The sequence below is a fragment of the Zobellia laminariae genome, assembly GCF_030553095.1.
GTDB classification, from domain to species: Bacteria; Bacteroidota; Bacteroidia; order Flavobacteriales; family Flavobacteriaceae; genus Zobellia; species Zobellia laminariae.
This window is the reverse complement of the sequence record NZ_CP130738.1, coordinates 4,853,268-4,871,909: the sequence shown is the minus strand read 5'-3', so window position 1 is coordinate 4,871,909 and position 18,642 is coordinate 4,853,268. Positions and strand designations below refer to the sequence as shown.

Here is an 18,642-nt window from a genome sequence, read left to right as displayed (position 1 = left end):
TTAAGTTACTAAAAATATAAAATGAGCTTGAATACTCAAAACCCAATGTCAAACAATTCGTTTGATTTAAAGGAAATACTTAATACGTATACAGCACAAATAAAATGGTTTGCCTTGTCTGTAGTGGTAGCTTTATTAGTTGCTTTTATGTATATTAGATATGCAACGCCTAAGTTTGCTGTTCAAACTCAGATTCAAATATTAGATGACAAAACATCTGGGTCTGAGCTTGATGTTTTTCAGGACTTGAATATGCTAGGAGGAAGAAATAGCAAGGTGGAAGATGAGTTACAACTTATCCGTTCACGTTCTAATTTCATTAGAGTAGTTAAGGAGCTGAACTTGAACACCAAGATAATGGTTCAAGGAAATATAAAGGAAACAGAATTATATAAAAATCCTCCAATAAACCTAAGTTTTATTGCAGCTGATTCTATTCTTAATCGAGCTAATTTAGATTTTTTCATTACTATTTCTTCATCAACGACTTTTGGTTATACTGAAGAAGAGGATAAGCCTGTCAAAATCTTTGCCTTCGGTAAGAATATTCCAACTCCCATAGGTGATATTGTCATTACACCCAATGTTGGTGTCTTTGAAAGTTATAAGGATAAAAAAATACGTGTTTCGGTTAAACCAATTGAAGATGTGGCTCAAGGATACCGTACTCGAATAGTTGTTAGTAATCCATATGAGCTATCTAATATTGTCAATATTACATTAGAAGACCCAATAAGAGAAAAAGCGGTAAATATTCTAGACGCTCTTGTTAGAATATACAATGGAAATGCTATAGAGGATAAACAAATTATAGCTGACCGTACCTCTAATTTTATTGATGAACGAATAGCTAATATTTCTTCTGATTTGGCAAGTGTAGACCAATCTGCACAAGATTTTAAAACCGAGAAAGGAGTAACCGATATAGCTGCAGAAGCTAATGTAAACTTAAATGTTGGTGTTGCTAACCAACAGGAATTAGCAAACGCAAGAAACCAATTGAACATGGCGGCGTCTATGCAAGATTTGGTGCAACAACAAGGAGGTTATGAAGTTTTGCCAACAAATATAGGACTTGCAGATCCCACGATAGCTAGTACGACAGATCGATATAATACACTGGTTTTGGAGCGTAAAAGGCTGTTGAAAAGTTCAAATGAGAAAAACCCTGTAATCGTAAATCTGGATCAGCAAATAGCTGGTTTAAAGTAGCATGCAATCTAGTTTAAGCAGTTCGGTTAACAATCTAGGGCTTACGGTGAACTCTTTAAGTGGGCAACAAGCGCGTTTTAACTCTAAAATTTATTCTTCACCAGCTAATGAGCGCGCACTGCGAGATATAACCAGACAACAACAGACTACTGAGTCACTCTACCTTTATCTATTACAAAAAAGGGAGGAGGCTCAAATTTCTGCAGCTTCCAGCTCTCCTAAGTCAAAAGTTGTAGATCAGGCATATAGCATTAGTAAGTTACCGGTATCTCCTAAGAAATCTATTATCTACTTGGCTTCGTTTATTTTGGGGCTACTTGTTCCTTTTAGCATAATATATGCTAAAGATTTATTAGACAATAAAATTCACAACATGCATTCGTTAGAAAAGTTTGTGAAGAATATACCCATTTTGGGAGAACTTCCAAAATTGTCTAAGAAGGATGAAAAATTTGTAGTTAAAGAAGATAGATCAGTACTTGCCGAATCATTGCGAATAATTCGTACAAACCTTGATTATTTAATTAAATCAAAACAAAAAAAATCGGGCAAAAGTAATGTTGTTTTTGTCACTTCTAGTGTGCTTAAAGGTGAAGGGAAAACCTTCCTTTCAACTAACCTATCTATGATATTGGCTAGTACTAATAAAAAGGTGTTATTGATTGGAGCGGATATTAGAAACCCTAAACTTTATACATTTTTTTCTAGCGGTGATGTAGATAAAATGCAGAAACCGACCAGAAATAAAGATGCAGGCCTTACTGAATACTTGTATGATAATACTATAGAAATTAGAGATATTGTTAACCCAATGCTTGTACACAGAAATACTGTAGATGTTATATATTCTGGTAGAATACCACCGAACCCCGCAGAACTTTTGATGAGTGATCGAATAAAAGAACTATTTGCCCAAGTTTCTGAAACCTATGACTATGTAATTGTAGATACAGCTCCTTTGATGGTCGTGACAGATACTTTATTAATAAGCGAACATGCAGATTTACTTTTATATGTTACTAGAGCAGGGGTCACGGAAACTAATGCTGTGGAATACCCCATTAAGCTTCAAGAAGAAGGAAAAATAAAAGGTCTATCTTTTATAGTTAATGATGTTGATTCCTCTAATCTTGGTTATGGTGGAAAATATGGTTATGGTTATGGAAAGACACAGAAAAAGTGGTGGAAGTTTTAGATAATATTAAGTAATTAGATTAACAAAAATCCTGAAGCAATTCGGGATTTTTCCTTTTTATAAGAAGTATTTATTTCACTAAATACAGAGTGAATTGGTTTTTAAAAAATCATTACTTTCGTTGATTGTAACTAACATTATTCCCTCTATATTATTTATCGTCATAAATCACTTTTCTTAAGACAAGAGAGAAGCTATGCTTATGCGATAAATTTCTTATGATATTAGTTTGTAAAATGGTTTGTAATTTAACGGAGTTCAGTCCTCTTTTAGCGAAAAAAAGTAGGGTATTCAGGCCTTAAAGTGTTATTAGATTATATTTGTTTATTGCGTGAGAACACATTTATTAAGAAAATGCCAAACATTCTTTGATATGAAAAACAATTACATGACAAGTTTTTTAATTACTTGTTTAACAATCTTCTTTTTCGGTAATTTTAGAGCAGAGGCACAGTTGCCTGATGACTTCCAATTAAACGAGTTAGCTTCAGGTTTTACGAATGCCACATCTATAAGTTTTTCTCCTGATGGCCGCATATTTGTTCTAGATCGTTTTGGTGAGATATTAATTCATAAGCCAGACTTGTTTACAACGGTAAGTGCTGGAACAATACCTGTCTACCATGAATTTGAAGATGGTCTTCTAGCAATGGCGTTTGATCCTAACTTTACAACCAATAACTATATATATGTTTACTATTCCGTTATTGGGACTGCCGTAAATAGGATCTCCCGATTTACAATGAGTGGTGATTCTATTTTGTTACCTTCAGAACTTAATATGTTAGAGTGGCCTGTTCAACGTACAAATAGCTTTCACGCAGGAGGAGATATGGGGTTCGATTCTCAAGGTAACCTTTATATTTCAACCGGGGATAATAGTAATCATGGTGCATATGCAGCAGTTGACGAAATAGATTCGGATGATAGTGCCGAAAAAAGTTCTTCAAACACTAATGATTATCGCGGGAAAATATTAAGAATTACTCCTCAGGCTAATGGAACATATACTATACCTACAGGTAATTTATTTCCTGTAGGCACACCTAAAACCAAGCCCGAAATATATGTAATGGGAACTAGGAATCCTTATCGTATTTTTATTGATAAAGAAAATAATGATTGGTTGTTCTGGGGTGATGTTGGGCCCGATGCTGTAGCTTCCGGGGATGAAGGACCTCGCGGCTATGATGAAATTAACTTGGCTAAGTCTTCGGGTAACTTTGGATGGCCCTATTTTTCGGGAACAACAAATGAAGCTTATGAAATTTCTTATGCTACGCCTAAATACAACACTGCTGCGGCTCCAAAAAATTCTTCTGTATGGAATACTGGTATTATAGATTTACCGCCGGCTAAAGAAGCTTTGTTGGCGTTTCCTAATAAAAGTTATTTTGCAGGTCCACGCTATAAGTTTGATTCTGCACTTACTGATCAGCAAAGGTTACCTTCCGTATTTGATGGTATATTCTTTTACTATGATTTCAATTTTAGTGTAATATATGCAGCTCAACTAGATTTAGATGGTAATGTTAGTAGTATAGAACAATTAGCGCCCGATGTATTTCCAACTGGGGGTAAAGATGGTTATATAGATATGGAAATAGGTCCAGATGGACATTTGTATATTTTAGAGTATGGAGTTGGATGTTGTGCGGATGGTGATGGAAGTGGAAAATTAGTAAGAGTTGATTACACAGGAATCGTTACTAATTCCCCTCCTATTGTAGAAGTTGAAGCGGATGTTACGGATGGCCCTCTCAATTTGATAGTTCAGTTCAATAGTGACGGTACTTATGACCCAGATGGAGATACAAATTTATTGTATGAGTGGGATTTTAATGGTGATAAAATCGTAGATTCTAATCTCCCCAACCCTTCTTATACATATACAACTAAGAATATATTTAGTGCTCAATTGAAAGTTACTGATGGAGATGGTGCTTTAGGGGCAAAGACAATAATAATATATGCAGGAAATTCTAAGGCAGATTTTATTTTTAATTCACCACTGGACGGAGGTTTAGTAGGTTGGGGAGATGATATAAATATTGACTTAGAGGTTACCGATGCTGAAGATGGTAGTACTTCGGATTCTGGAATTGATTGTAGTGATGTTAATATAATACCTTCATTGGGTCATATTGGCCATTTTCATGATTCCGCTACTCTTGACGGTTGTCCTGATGATTATACACTAGCCTATGAAGGTCATGATATTGATGGGGATATGGATATTTTTTATGTTCTTGGTAGCAATTACACAGATAAAGATGGATTGAAGTCTTTTGGTCAAATTCAGTTACACCCAAAACGTAAGGAAGCAGAATTTTTTGATCAACAGAATGGCACGGAAGTAATAGGTAATACGGATTCCTTAGAGGGTGGTTTTAGTGCTATTCGTGTGGACAATAATAGTTATATAGTTTTTGAGGGAAGAAATCTTTCTAATATTTCGGCCGTAAAGTATAGGTTGGCATCTAGTAGTGCTGGAGGTGTAATTGAACTTCATACGGGGAGCACAACTGGTCCAATTGTAGCTACATCTACCGTTCCAAATACAGGAAATTTATCTGTTTGGGAGGATGTTGTCACCAATATTACTGATCCAGGTGGTAAAAACGACCTTTATTTTGTTTTCAAAAATACTACTAAGCCTCAAGATAGTTTTGATTTGAACTATGTTGAGTTTATTGGAGATGGAGTATCAATCGATCGTACTCCTCCTTTGGTGAACAGTGTTAAGGCTAGTTCTGAAACAGAGGTTATTGTTGAGTTTTCTGAATATGTTTTGTCAGCAACAGCTCAGCAAACTGGTAATTATACGATAGACAATGGCGTGTCTGTTCTTTCTGCACAATTACAATCAGATAACAGAACTGTGATTTTGACAACCAGTGCAATTGCTTCAGGTGTATCTCATAATTTAAATGTGAGTAATGTACAGAATGAGTCGGGATTGTCAATTGTTAATGAAAGTTTTAGTTTTTCTACAATTAGTTCGGTACGCGTAAATTCAGGTGGTCTTCAAACTACATGGGGAGGGCAAATATTTTCTGAGGACAATTTTTCTTCTGGTGGCACTGTTTTTACTAATGAAAGACCAATTGATGGAACTTTAGACGATACATTATATCAAACTGAACGCTTTGGTAATTTCTCTTATGAGATACCAGTAGTCTCCAATGGGGAGTATGATATTCGGCTTCATTTTGCAGAACTTTATTTTGGTGTAGAGAATACCCCGGGAGGTATAGGTTCTAGGATTTTTAATGTTACTATTGAAGGAACTCCCGTGTTGACAAATTTTGATATATTAGCCGAAGTACCTGCTGCGACAGCATTACAAAAAGAAATTAATAACGTCTCGGTAACGGATGGTTTTGTCAGTATCTCATTTACATCAATAGCTAACAATCCTAAAATATCAGGTATTGAAGTTCTACCACCGGATACTTTTGTAGGGCTAGAAAATCAACCCAAAATAACAATTACATCTCCCTCAAATGGTTGGGATGTAAACCAACCCTTTGAGGTGGCCTTTGCTGTAGAGAATTGGATAATTAATGAAGATGATACTCACGTACATTATTTCATTGACGATATGTTGATAGATAAATATTATGGATATGATCCTATTCCAATTGATGGTTTATCTCAGGGAGAACACATTGTAAAAATCGAGTTGTACAATGCAAATCATACAGGTACAGGTATTTATGATGAAGTAACTGTAAATGTTACAGGATTAATTACTTGTAATGAAACTCCATTTCCAGAGTCATGGTCGGTCAAACAACTAGAATCCGAGTCATTGCCATACCCTTCTGTCTATACATTTGCTAAATATGATTTTGATGGGGATGGTCTAAAAGATATTGTTACTGGTAGTTGGTGGTACAAAAATCCGGGATCTGTAAGTGGTGACTGGGTCCGTAATGATATTGGAGAAAATTTCGGAAATGTTGTTCATGTATATGATTTTGATGATGATGGTAATTACGATTTATTGGGAACAGCTTTAGGAGTAGCTCCGGATAATTTGTATGAGAGTGAAGTACTTCTTTGGGCTAAAGGAGACGGAGAGGGAAACTTTACTATATTTAATAACATTCCTGCGGGAAATACTGGTTATAGCGAACCTTTTGTGGCTGGGTTGGCTGGAGGGGTCTTTTCTACAGGCGGTCCTTATCAAATGGCGATTAATTGGAATGGTGCTGAGTCTACGGAAGCTCCGGTTCAAATGCTTACACCATCTTCAAACCCAACACAAGGTGCATGGAGTTTAGTGGATATTAGCCAAGAGGGGGAGTCTTCGGGAGAAGATATCCAAGCTGGTGATATTGATCGTGATGGTGATTTGGATTTGTTTCAAGGTATAAATTGGCTTCGAAATAACGGAAATGGAGATTTTGAAATTTTTGATACAGGCATAACTTATGTTTCCACACCAGATCGTGCTCAATTGGCAGATTTTGATCGTGATGGAGATTTAGATGCAGTTGTAGGGCAGTTAGGTTTTGGTGGTACGGGTAATAATCAGGAGATCTCTTGGTTTGAGGCTCCATCTGATCCCACTCAGCCTTGGGTAAGACATATACTTGATGAAGGTATTAGCGGCAGTCTAAGTGTTTTTGCTGTAGATATTGATTTTGATGGTGATCAAGATATTGTTGTAGGCGAATGGAGGGGTGAGCATCGTTTAGTAATTTTTGAAAATGACCTTTGTGGTTCTGGGAATTTTAATTTGAAAGTTATTGATGATGGAGGTCCATTGGAGCATCATGACGGAGCTAGGACAGTAGATATAGATAATGATGGCGATTTGGATATAATTTCAAATGGTTGGAGAAATGATAATAGACCAAGAATTTATGAAAATACAACGGTCCGTCCACAGGATGATCGACCTATAGCGGATGCTGGAGAGGATAGAACAATTCTTATTGGGGAGACTTTAATACTAAAAGGACAAGCTAATGATCCTGATGGTGGAGATATTGTTACATATCAATGGTCTAAAGAGAGCGGACCTAATGCTACATTGAGTAACGAAAATACCTTAAATCTAACAGTGAATGGATTAATAGAAGGTGTGTATGTCTTTAAATTAGGTGTGATTGATGATGAAGGTGATACCACTTATGATGATGTAACTATTACTGTTGTTCAGGAAAATGGGTTATTGGCTGTTGCGGAAGCAACTCCAACGGCAGGAAGTGCTCCGCTTGAAGTAACTTTTATCGGTAGTAACTCTATTGGTAATATTGAAAGTTATTTTTGGGACTTTAAGAATGGGAATACATCCACAGATGCAGATGCAATGAATACTTTTGCAGAAAGCGGTACCTATGAAGTGGTACTTACTATTACTGATTCTAGTGGGAATACACAATCAGATACAATTGTTATTACTGTTTCAGAAACTACCGAAGGTGCTCCAACCGTGGATGCTGGGGGAAATCAGATGATAACCTTACCAACCAACACTATAGTTCTTTCTGGGTCAGGTTCTGATTTTGACGGAGGCACTGTAACTTTTGCATGGACAAAAGAAAGTGGTTCTGATACGGCTACGCTAAGTGGTGAAGACACAGCTGAATTGACAGTAAGTAACATGGAAGCAGGTGTGTATAACTTTTTGCTAACTGTTACAGATGATGAAGAGAAAACTGCTTCGGATGATGTAAGAGTAACGGTTGTTCCTGAAAATGGATTGTTGGCTGTTGCCGAAGCCACTCCAACAGAAGGAAGTGCTCCGCTTGAAGTAACCTTTACTGGTAGTAACTCAATAGGAGATATTGAGAGCTATTTATGGGACTTTAAGGATGGTAATACTTCCACTGATGCGGATACTTCCAAAACTTTTATAGAGAATGGCACCTATGAAGTTGAGCTAAGGGTAACAGATGCTGGTGGAAATACCCATACAGATATAGTGATTATTACTGTTTCAGATAAAATGGGCTATATTTTAGAGAAGAATCCTATAAGAGAAGGAGTGGCAGTTATCCGAATCTTAAATCAGCCTGAGGACTTCATGATGTTGGGAGTTAATTTACATGATCAGCAAGGGCGGTTGATAAGCGGTATAAATGCTGAGGATATAGAGATTGGTCAGGTTGAAAATAGTTATGAAATACCTGTTCATCTTTTGCAAAATGGCATATACTTTCTAAATATTGCCAATAACAGAGGTAAGCCTGTTACTATGAAAATTCTAGTGCAGAATTAAGAACACATTAATAAAGTTGAATTAAAAAATGCCGCTGATTCAGCGGCATTTTTTTTATATGTTTAATTGGGATAAATTACGAGCACTATTTGTTCTTTTTAATAAAAAGTCTGAATCGTATTGTTGATTAATGGGAGAAGTTGCTCTATCATTTTTTTAGAAAGGGTAAGTTTTTTTAGCGCATTGAGCTGAGACATATTATGTACATCAGATGCAACAAAATCTATTAAACCATTCTCTAAAAGTTCTACCGCTACTTTTGGGACTTCTTTGCCGTAGTACTCACTAAGAGATAAAAGATTCATTTGAAAAAGGATACCATTGTCTTTGTATTCCTGATACCTTTTCTTTCTATGGTGTAAAAATCCATATCTCTCTGGATGTGCTAGTATGGGAAAAAAACGTTTTGAAGCCGTTTTTATAATAGCTTCTTCAAAGTTTATTGGTGGTTGCAAATAAGACATTTCTACCAATAAATAATCTTTCTTTAAAGGCATGATGCCTTCATTTTCTAATAAATTTTCAAAATTATCATCAATCATATGTTCAGCGGAAGCTTCTACTGATACATCCTTTAAGCCATTTTGCAACAGTGCATTTTTTAACTCTGTTAGCGAAGCTCCAATTGTTTCTCTGGTATTAGGATAGTAGTTAGACATGATATGTGGAGTGGCAATAAAATGCTTGACCCCAAATTCAGAAAAAGACCTTATAAGAGCAATAGAATCATCTACAGTCTTAGCCCCATCATCTATGCTTAAGGTAATATGTGATTATGTATGTCGATAAAGCCATCTAGGTAATCGACCAAAAATTTTTTCTTATTGAAAAAGTGAAACATTTAAATTGGTTTCGTTAATAACTCAAGAAGTATAACGGATAATACCGATATTTATGATGTTTTGTTTTGTACAATACAAAGATAAGTCAGAACCACTATAAACAAAATCATTCTAACTAACTTTCATTTAGACTGTAAATAGGAAAACGGAGATATGACTAATGTGTCATATCTCCGTTTGTACAAAGTCTAAGGGGGTACTAAAAGTTTACCGATATCTTCCCTCTTAGGTAAAACGGAATACTGCATGGTGTAAAGTGAATTTCTTCAACCGGTTCGGCTTCATTGAATAATCTGCTTTCTGTTGCAAATTGGGTTTCATTCCATTCTGTATCAAAAAGATTTTCGACAATAACACCCAATGTCCAATTCTTGATAGAATAATTTAGGTTCAAATCTGTTACAAAATAACCTTCAGCTATTATAGAGTTATCTTCGTTCGCCGGTCTGTTTTTTACATACTTATAGTTAATTCCTCCAGAAAAATTCTTGATATCTATAAATGAAAGTCCAGCTGAAGATGTTAAGTCTGGTGCAAGCGGAATAAAGTCCGCTCCGTCAGGTTCTTCAGTACTTCTGGCATAAGTGTAATTAACGTCTCCATTAGCATAAAGCCAATCAGTTAATTGATAACGCAAGCCAAAATCAACACCTAGTCTCTTTGTTTTACCGCTTGGCTCTACTATACCAGCATCTCCAACATAAACAAATTCTTGATCTAAAAATAGTGTCCATAAGGCGGCGTTGATAACCAATTTATCTACTGGTTTGAAAATAGCTCCTAAATCACCTCCATAGGCCAAGGGTAATATATCCTTGCCGTTGCTTGCTGTTACAACTCTAGTGTCGTTTGAATGATAGCCAATACCGGATTTAGCAAAAAGCTGTAAGTTAGCAGTAGGGGCGTAGATAATATTTAGTTTTGGTCCAAGAAAAAGCTTGTTCTCACTTTTGCTATCGTAAGTTTCGGTTAGTTTGTCTACATAATCAAACTTAAAATAATCTAGCCGAAGGCCTGTATTTAACGTCCATTTATTTTTCTTATATGTAACATCAAAGAAGCCATAGGCATTCAATTCGTCAACGTCTCCATAGGCAAGACGCTCCAATAAAGTTTGACGGTTTTTTGTTCGGGATAATTGTACATCATTTACATCATCATATCTAAATCCTATACCAGATTCATATTTTAACTGAGAATCATGATCACCAATATGAACAGAATGCTCATAGCTAGTCTCCGCACCTATTACGGTACGGTCTTCATATTGTCTAATTTGGTCACCATTTATAGGGTCTTCCAAAAAAAATGTAAAATTGGAAAAGAGCTCAAAATCATACTTGGTCAAATATGCTTTAGATTTCACTCTAGAATGCTCATCTAATTGTTTGGTGTGATTTAGTAGGATGTTACTTCTGCTGGTATTTCCACCTTCAGTATCATCAATTGCTCCAAATCTGCCAATCAACCCAGCATCAATTGTGCGTTGTGGAACTTGACCAGAAGCATCCCACTTACTCTGAAAATGAGAAATTGTGACACTCAAATCTTGGTCTTCACGATTATTGAAAGTGTAGCGCCCTATCATATTAATCCGGTTGAAATTTTGTGAAGAATCAAAAGGACCGTCCGTTAGAACTAGTTCAGAAGCGATATAAGCATTGTTAAAGTCGCTTTCAGCAACTTTAAACAAACCTACGGTACGCAAGGTATTGAACTGACCGATTTCAGCTGAAATCAAATTTTCGTCAATTTTTCGTTTGGTTTTTAAATCGATATATCCCGCGGTATTAAAATTACCCTTGTTAGCGTAATATGGTCCTTTTCCAAAGTCAATGTTATCAATAGTTTCGGGAATTATAAAGTGCATATCCGAATAACCTTGTCCATGAGCATGGGAAACCATGTTTACCGGAAGGCCGTCTACATTGATGGCCAAATCTGTTCCATGATCAATATCAAAACCTCTTAAGAAAATCTGTTCTGCTTTTCCTCCACCAGCATGTTGACCGATGATCAGTCCTGGTACTTTTCTTAATATTTCTTGAGAAGATTTTACCGGGTTGGCCTTAACATCAACATTAACAAAATTACTTAAGGCATTAACCTTAGATACTAGTACTACTTGATCTAGTGATACAGCAGATTCTTTTAGGGCAACATCTATTTTGCCATCTAAAAGACTTTCGGAAATGGTTAATTGATGGTTTTTATAACCTAAGCTATAAAAATAAATAACATCCCCAAGAGAGATATCATCAAGTTCAAAATAGCCTGAGACATTCGTGTAAGTATATCCACCGGTTGTTTTATTATAGACACCAACACCTTCTAAGGCAATTTGGTCTTCGTTAGTTACAGTACCGCTTAAATCATGGGCGTTGACGCCAGTGTAAAAGGTTAGTAGTACTATAATTGTAATGTATTTTTTCATCGTATAAAGATTGATAGTATTAAGCGCATAGGCACCTTACCCATAAATGGATAAGTGCAAAGTCTTGATACTAAGTCGTTAATTAAAAATGTAGGGGTTAAATCCTAAATGGAAGAGGGGAGGGCTGCTTGCCGTGGCGGCTTTTCTAAGATGGTAGAATGGCCTAATTTGAGGCTGTTTTCTACGGATTTAAAATTTTGCAAAAGGCTTACATGAAAAATGTGGTTATAAAGCCAATAATCTGTGGTAATATGTTTACCAAACTTAAAATCTGCCAGTAACATATCTTCTGATGATTCATTGGTATTGGAAGCATCGAAAATAGAATCAATAATTTTAATTAATTTGTGTTCGTGGTTATCTGCTTCCGTAACATGTTCATGGGCATGATGTATATTTTCATTATTTGAAAAAGAGTCATGCCCAATAACGGTGTCCGGCATCTCTAAAGCATGCGAAAATTCATGAAACACGGTACTTATTTGATGATGCAAAGGGTTCAGGACATAGCATAGAGCAATCACCAAAGCTAGATATTTTATAAGCTCTGGTCTGGTAGATGTACCGGAATGTTCTTTTTTGCGTTGCATACAGTTCTACTTACGTAAACAGGGTATCAAAGGTTTTACTCTTCTAAAAGAGATTTTAATGTTTCTTCTATATAATTTGAATATTCTGCAATAGTAGGCATTTCAAATATCTTATTTAATGGAAAATTATATTCTATTTCTTCGTTGATGCGAGCTGTAACCCGGATGGCCGCCAGTGAATGACCTCCTAGAGAGATAAAATCATCATGAATCCCGACTTTATTCAATAGCAAGACCTCCGCCCAGATTTTCTCCAAGAGTTCATCAATTTCATTTCTTGGAGCAGTATATGAGGTATTCATAGCCAATTGAACAGCAGAAAGTTTTTTTAGACCTTTCTTGTCTACCTTTCCATTTTTGGTAAGTGGCATTTGGTCTACGTGTTTATAAATCGTAGGAAGCATATAGGGTGGCAATTGCTTTGCTAAGAAATTTTGAATCTCTTTTATGGATATATCTTGTTTCCCCGTATAGTAGGCAACTAATTTTGAGCTGTTTTCCCATTGTGGTCGTGATGATTCATACCCAATTTCATCCATTATTCGCAACACTTCTTTTTCGTCTATAACTTCATTAATCTCCTCTAGACTTTCATTTCTTGTTTTATGGCCTAATCTTACATCCCAACTATAAGGGAAAGAATAGTTGCTATACCCTAAGTCTTTTTTATGCACATAAATACCAATATAGTTGATCAAACAGTTGGTGGACCTTCCGGTGTCAGTTGGGCGTATCCAACCTGCCTTATCTTTTAAATAAATAAGCATTTCCTCCAAGCTAACATCGCTAAATCTATAAAAATCTACGAACTCTACTTTTTCGAAAACACTTTCGTCATCAAATATGGATACATCCAAAAGTCTTTTTACGGCATCGGACTCTTGGTGATACAATTTTCTGGCCTCTAGAATGGTATCATCTATTTTGCCAGTGTCTAGGTCATCTTCCCAAAAAAGTTCTTCGGTAAGTCTGGTTTCAAAAAACTGTCCGCGACTAAGACCAGTAACAATAAACGGAATTTTCTTTTCAAGTGCTATTTTGGTACTAAGCGTATAAATGGTCTTAAAACAACCATTACATACATTATGGTGTTGGTTTAGGCTATCAACAAATATTTCGTTCATATGTGGTGTATGACCATATACATGGTCTACACCAAGTCTCTTTACTATACGGTCTACGTTTGCTTTGGCTTGTTCGGATATATAACCGTTATCCATCGTGAAAGCCAAGACTTTAAGGCCCATATTAATGAGTCTTGCCAAAACATAGGTGCTATCTTTACCACCACTTAAAAGTGAAATACAATCATAATTAGGATTGGACTCTCTTTTAGATGTCAATAAAGAAACCAATTGCTCGTCATTTTTGAAATAGCGCTCGGTTTTGTCTTTATATGTTTCAAAAGCAGTGCAAAGGTGGCACACTCCCTTTTCATCAAAATCGGTATTTGGGTAGTTAGAAGGTAGGCCACATTTGGTACAGTTAATCACTTCATCTTCAGAAGTTGTTTTTTTACTTTCCACTAAAACAACGGCGCAATTTTCTATTTCAGGAAATTCGGTTAGGTTGCTTTCTATATCCGATAGTTCAATACGATGCCCTCTTAGTTTTACTTGCTCATCAGACCTACCCATATATTCAAAACTTCCGTTTTTATTAATTCTGGCCAAATCTCCCGTACGGTACATTTTATTACTGAAATAAATGGATTTTCAATAAATTTTTGAGCAGTTAAGGAAAGGTCATTTGCATAGCCATCAGAAAGTCCTAAACCACTTAGGTAGAGTTCACCCACAACACCTTTTGGCACTCTGTTTTTATATTCGTCCAATACATAAGCGGACATATTAGAAATTGGCAGTCCAATGGGTACAGTAGCTTTCGTATGGTTACTTTCATTGTACTCCGCTACAATACATCCCACGGTAGCTTCCGTGGGTCCGTATTCATTAAATATCTTAATTTCGTTTGGGAATACCTCTTTTATAGATTTTGCTAGATTAGATCTGAATTCTTCACCACCTACAATCATAGTGTGGATGAATGACGTACTCATTTTTTTTTCTTTAAATAGAGCTAAATGAGAAGGTGTCAACTTAATGCAGTTAACAAGATTGTCATCTAACACTTTCAACAAGCTAATATCAGGACCGGTTACGGATTCTTTATAAACATTTATCCTTCCACCGCTAACCAATGGCAAAAATGTAGATGTAATAGTTAGGTCAAAACCTATTGATGTGAATAAAGGGAAAATGGATTTTTTATTAGTGTGATATGCTTCTTTTGCCCAAAAAATATAATTAGAAAGCGCTTGTTGTGAAATGAGAACACCTTTTGGTTTTCCTGTACTTCCCGATGTGTAAAGTATATAGGACAAACTTTCGGGCGAGGACTGTATCTCTAAATTAGTAAAAGGCTGCTCGTTTATAATTGAATTTTCCTTTTGAACATCCAAAATACCAATATCCGGAATATCTATTTTTGAAATAAGGTTGCTTTGACTAAGTAAAAGTATACTCTTTGAATTTGAAATGATATAATTTACGCGTTCTGTAGGTTGGTCAGAAGCAATAGGAGTAAAGGCTGCACCAGTTTTAAGAACAGCAAGTACACTAATTATATAATCGGAACCTCTGTTGAAATGAAGCGCTATTCTACTTTTTTCATTAATGCCTTTAGCTTTTAGATAGTGGGCTAGTTGGTTCGCTTTTTTGTTTAGCGAGTTGTAGGTAAGAATTTCATTTACAAATTGTAACGCTACAGAATTGGGAGAACTATTTGTATTTTCTTCAAAACTTTGAATTACTGATTTGAATGGAGTAGATAATTCTTCAACAAGCAATGCGTCCCCAGGAGCTGTGTCTAGCAATCCAGGCTTTCGTAGTGATTGTTCGGGATTTTTTAAAAAAGCATCTAACAAATTCAGAAAATGAACAGGAATTTCTTCTGCCGTAGCATCGGAAAAAGTATTGCTATTTATATCAAAGGCTATTTTAAAAGCTCCACTATTGTTCATGTCATAAACATGGGTGCGGAGGGCGTGGCTACTATCTATATGGTCAGAATGAAACCATTCAGTTTTTGTGGGAAAACCGTTAAAATCAGGAAAATCTGCATGTATAAAATTCAAAACAGTATTAAAACTGTTATTTGTTTGAGCCTCAGCACTTCCTGGGCGCGCGTTTCTTAAATAATTATTGGTTTCTATTTTAACACGGTTAAAGAGACTTATGAAAGTGTCTTCATTTTCAATATCAATGACCAATGGCAGTACTTCAATAAAAAGTCCCGCAGTTTTTTGAAATTCTCTGGTAGTCCTATTATGTGATGGCGCACCAATAGCGATAGTTTCTTGACCACTTACTCTGTGGATATAGGAGAAATATATCGTTAGAAATATATTGAAAAGAGTTAAATCCTCCGTCCATCCTTTAAATTCCGTACGGTTGGCCAATTCACGAAGTTGTTGTGAACGCTGTGTACCGAGGTTTAAAGTGATTCGTCTTGCCGCAGTACTATTGTCAATCTTTTCTCCGTACAGTTTAGGTTTTTCTAGCAAGTTTTTTGTCCTTTCTTCCCAATACTTATTACTGTCGTTATTTACACTCGTAGTACTTTGTTCATGTTCAAATTTGATATAGTCTGAAAACGATGGGAAATTTTCTACGGCCGCCGTGGTATTAGTTATTTCGCTTGTATAGAAAGAACTCATCCGCCGGTAGAGAATGGAATTAGATACTGCATCCGTAACCAAATGATGTAGTTTTAAAACCCATACATAGTTGTTGCTTCCTGTTTTTAATAAGGCGGTATCAAATACTCGTTCAGAAATATCCATGAGTTTCAAGGTGCGTTCATGGAGCCATTTGTCAATAGTTGTATTGTTTTGATGATGAGTGAGGTCTATAAATTCTAATGAAAAATCTACTTCATTACGAACGGTCTGATTTGGAACTCCTTTTTCTTCGGAAAAAATAATTCGGAGTATGTCCGTCGTTTTAATTAGCCTTTGAAATGCTTTCTCAAATAAAATCTTGTCTATAGCGCCCGTAATCTCAAAAGTATAAACCACATTATGAAGGGGAACATTGGGATGCATTTTTTGACCCGCCCACAGAGCAGATTGACTTTTGGTAAGTTTTAAAAATGAATCTTTTTGGTCGCTCATTATAGTTATGCTTGCTTTTGGTCTTTATTCTTACTCGCTATAAATTTTAAAATATGGTCAACGGTCGTAAAGTTCTCTATGGTCATTTCTTCTGGTGAAACCTTTATGTTAGCTTCATTCTCAATAAAAAGTACTAATTGCACCATTCCTAATGAATCAACTAAACCACTGCCTAAAAGGTCTTCGTTTATATCTATGTCCTCAACAGATTCAGTAGCTAGGTTACCTTTAATATAGCTTACAATTTTATCTTTCATAATTGGTGTTCTTCCAGTAGTTTGCCTATTTCTTTTCGGCTTATTTTACCTGAACTAGTTCTGGGTAAATCCTTCATAAATTCAATAGTTTTCGGAATGGCATAGGAGGGAAGTTGTATTTTACAGAATTCCCTGAGGTAGGTAAGATTTATAGAAACACCTTTCAAAGGTTTAATAACCGCAGCCAATTCTTGTACCTCTTCATCTTTTCCTAATACTAGTACTGCTACTTCTTCTATATCATTATGTTTCAGGAGGGTCAATTCTATTTCATCTAGCTCAACACGATATCCCCGAAGTTTAATTTGCCTGTCATTTCTTCCCAAAAACAATAGTTCTCCGTTATTGTTCAGTTTTACTAAATCTCCGGTTTTATAATAAATATGCTCATAACCGTCAGCTATAGTTACTTTATGAAAAGATTGTTCGGTAAGAGATTTATTGTTCCAGTAACCTTGCATCATAGTAGCAGAGCGTACAGCCAATTGGCCAGTCTCATTTTCAAGCGCATCGTTATTGTTTTCATCTAGTATTTTATACTCCGTATTGGCCCAGACATTTCCAATAGGTATAGGTTCATCTTTTTTGGGTAGCTTAAGTACATTGTAGTATGTACATAAAATTAGCTCTGCGGGCCCATATAAATTGCTAAATCTTGCATTTGGCCATTTTTTCATTAGGGCCCGTAGGTGTTTGGTTATAAAAACTTCACCTGCAAAAAGCACCCATCTTAAAGAACTGAAATCATGTTTGTCTAAAGTCTCACTGTGTAATAGCTGTAATAACATTAGAGGAACTGAATACCATACTGTAATGCGCTCCTTAGATATAAGCGCACTCAGACTGGCCGGCATTTTTAAGTGAGCGTCAGGGATGATTACGGTGGTAGCACCTACTAAAGGCGAAACAAAGTAACCAAAAGTAGAGGGGTCAAAATGTAACGGGGCTGGATTTCCGAATATATCATCTGGGTTGAAATTATAGGTGTCTGCAGCAATTTTGGCCAAACTTAAACCACTATAGTGCGTATGCATGATACCTTTTGGCATACCCGTAGACCCTGATGTATATAATATAAAGGCTAAATCTTGTTCTAAAATAGTAGGAGGTGTATAATCATCTAACTCAATAGAAAAAACATCGTCCCAAGCTACGGATGGAATTGAATTTTTAAGGGTGTCTCCAATTACCCTATTTAAAGTACTCTTTTCATTTAAAAGTGTATCAACCTTTCTTCTTTTAGTGGTTGTGGTAATCAAACAGCTAATTTGGCAATCATTTATAATAGCAGCAGTTTTGTGTAAGGGGGCAGCTGTATCAAGTGGTACATATACTGCTCCAGCTTTAAGAATACCATAGACAGCAATAGAAGTTTCCAGACACCGGTTCATGAAAATACCTACACGGTCGCCTTTTTTGATGCCTATTGAAATTAGATATGAAGCTAGCTGGTCTGTTTTCTTATGGAGTTCACTATAGGATATGGTTTCCTCTAAATAACGAAAAGCTTCACGGTTCGGTGATGCTCTTGCTACATTTTCTATAAGTTGAGGTAAAGTGTAAATTGATTTCAAATTGATGGTTTAGTTGATAGCATACCAAGAACCACAAGAATTTCGATCAATACCGAAACCTTCTTATTCATAGCATGGCTAATATAATTTATGCTTGTGAATTTATCAAGGAAAAAATCAATCTAATAA

10 protein-coding genes are annotated in these 18,642 nt (G+C 35.9%); 3 read left to right on the top strand and 7 right to left on the bottom strand.

Features of this window, described 5'->3' with window-relative positions; all coding sequences use genetic code 11:
- Positions 1–21 precede the first annotated feature (21 nt).
- The 3 genes from Q5W13_RS23430 to Q5W13_RS23420 all read left to right on the top strand — a co-directional run bounded on the left by Q5W13_RS23430 (position 22) and on the right by Q5W13_RS23420 (position 8,642).
- The gene (locus tag Q5W13_RS23430) at positions 22–1,212 is read left to right on the top strand and encodes a GumC family protein (protein WP_304444755.1); all 1,191 of its coding nucleotides are present in this window, start codon (positions 22–24) and stop codon (positions 1,210–1,212) included.
- A 1-nt stretch (position 1,213) separates the two neighbouring features.
- Positions 1,214–2,407: a tyrosine-protein kinase domain-containing protein gene (locus Q5W13_RS23425; protein ID WP_304444754.1), complete on the top strand. Its 1,194-nt coding sequence runs from the start codon at positions 1,214–1,216 to the stop codon at positions 2,405–2,407.
- 388 nt (positions 2,408–2,795) lie between these two features.
- On the top strand, positions 2,796–8,642 hold the full coding sequence (locus Q5W13_RS23420; protein WP_304444753.1) for a PKD domain-containing protein: 5,847 nt from the start codon (positions 2,796–2,798) through the stop codon (positions 8,640–8,642).
- A gap of 98 nt (positions 8,643–8,740) precedes the next feature.
- On the opposite strand, the gene Q5W13_RS23415 is transcribed toward Q5W13_RS23420, so the two are convergent.
- The 7 genes from Q5W13_RS23415 to Q5W13_RS23385 form a co-directional block, all read right to left on the bottom strand.
- Positions 8,741–9,355 carry a tyrosine-protein phosphatase gene (locus Q5W13_RS23415; protein WP_368662587.1) on the bottom strand — a complete coding sequence of 205 codons (615 nt, stop codon included), beginning with the start codon at positions 9,353–9,355 and terminating at the stop codon, positions 8,741–8,743.
- Positions 9,356–9,683: 328 nt separating this feature from the next.
- Positions 9,684–11,918: a TonB-dependent receptor gene (locus Q5W13_RS23410; RefSeq protein ID WP_304444752.1), complete on the bottom strand. Its 2,235-nt coding sequence runs from the start codon at positions 11,916–11,918 to the stop codon at positions 9,684–9,686.
- A 104-nt stretch (positions 11,919–12,022) separates the two neighbouring features.
- Positions 12,023–12,508 carry a hypothetical protein gene (locus Q5W13_RS23405; RefSeq protein ID WP_304444751.1) on the bottom strand — a complete coding sequence of 162 codons (486 nt, stop codon included), beginning with the start codon at positions 12,506–12,508 and terminating at the stop codon, positions 12,023–12,025.
- Positions 12,509–12,543: 35 nt separating this feature from the next.
- The gene (locus Q5W13_RS23400) at positions 12,544–14,199 is read right to left on the bottom strand and encodes a phosphopantetheine-binding protein (RefSeq protein ID WP_304444750.1); all 1,656 of its coding nucleotides are present in this window, start codon (positions 14,197–14,199) and stop codon (positions 12,544–12,546) included.
- A complete protein-coding gene (locus Q5W13_RS23395) occupies positions 14,121–16,682 on the bottom strand; it encodes a condensation domain-containing protein (protein WP_304444749.1) in 2,562 nt (853 codons plus the stop codon). The genes Q5W13_RS23400 and Q5W13_RS23395 overlap by 79 nt, the downstream gene beginning before the upstream one ends.
- Positions 16,683–16,687: 5 nt before the next feature.
- Complete coding sequence (locus tag Q5W13_RS23390; RefSeq protein WP_155596823.1) at positions 16,688–16,939, bottom strand: acyl carrier protein; 252 nt, start codon at positions 16,937–16,939, stop codon at positions 16,688–16,690.
- Positions 16,936–18,513, bottom strand: coding sequence for an amino acid adenylation domain-containing protein (locus Q5W13_RS23385; protein ID WP_304444748.1), 1,578 nt, complete (start codon positions 18,511–18,513; stop codon positions 16,936–16,938). Before Q5W13_RS23385 ends, Q5W13_RS23390 begins: the two co-directional genes overlap by 4 nt.
- Positions 18,514–18,642: the final 129 nt, after the last annotated feature.

Excerpts from the sequence above, each read along its gene's own strand:
- Q5W13_RS23410 (WP_304444752.1), bottom strand. The coding sequence starts at position 11,918 with ATGAAAAAATACATTACAATTATAGTACTACTAACCTTTTACACTGGC.
- Q5W13_RS23425 (WP_304444754.1), top strand. The coding sequence starts at position 1,214 with ATGCAATCTAGTTTAAGCAGTTCGGTTAACAATCTAGGGCTTACGGTG.
- Q5W13_RS23430 (WP_304444755.1), top strand. The coding sequence starts at position 22 with ATGAGCTTGAATACTCAAAACCCAATGTCAAACAATTCGTTTGATTTA.
- Q5W13_RS23390 (WP_155596823.1), bottom strand. The coding sequence starts at position 16,939 with ATGAAAGATAAAATTGTAAGCTATATTAAAGGTAACCTAGCTACTGAA.
- Q5W13_RS23420 (WP_304444753.1), top strand. The coding sequence starts at position 2,796 with ATGACAAGTTTTTTAATTACTTGTTTAACAATCTTCTTTTTCGGTAAT.
- Q5W13_RS23405 (WP_304444751.1), bottom strand. The coding sequence starts at position 12,508 with ATGCAACGCAAAAAAGAACATTCCGGTACATCTACCAGACCAGAGCTT.
- Q5W13_RS23395 (WP_304444749.1), bottom strand. The coding sequence starts at position 16,682 with ATGAGCGACCAAAAAGATTCATTTTTAAAACTTACCAAAAGTCAATCT.
- Q5W13_RS23400 (WP_304444750.1), bottom strand. The coding sequence starts at position 14,199 with ATGTACCGTACGGGAGATTTGGCCAGAATTAATAAAAACGGAAGTTTT.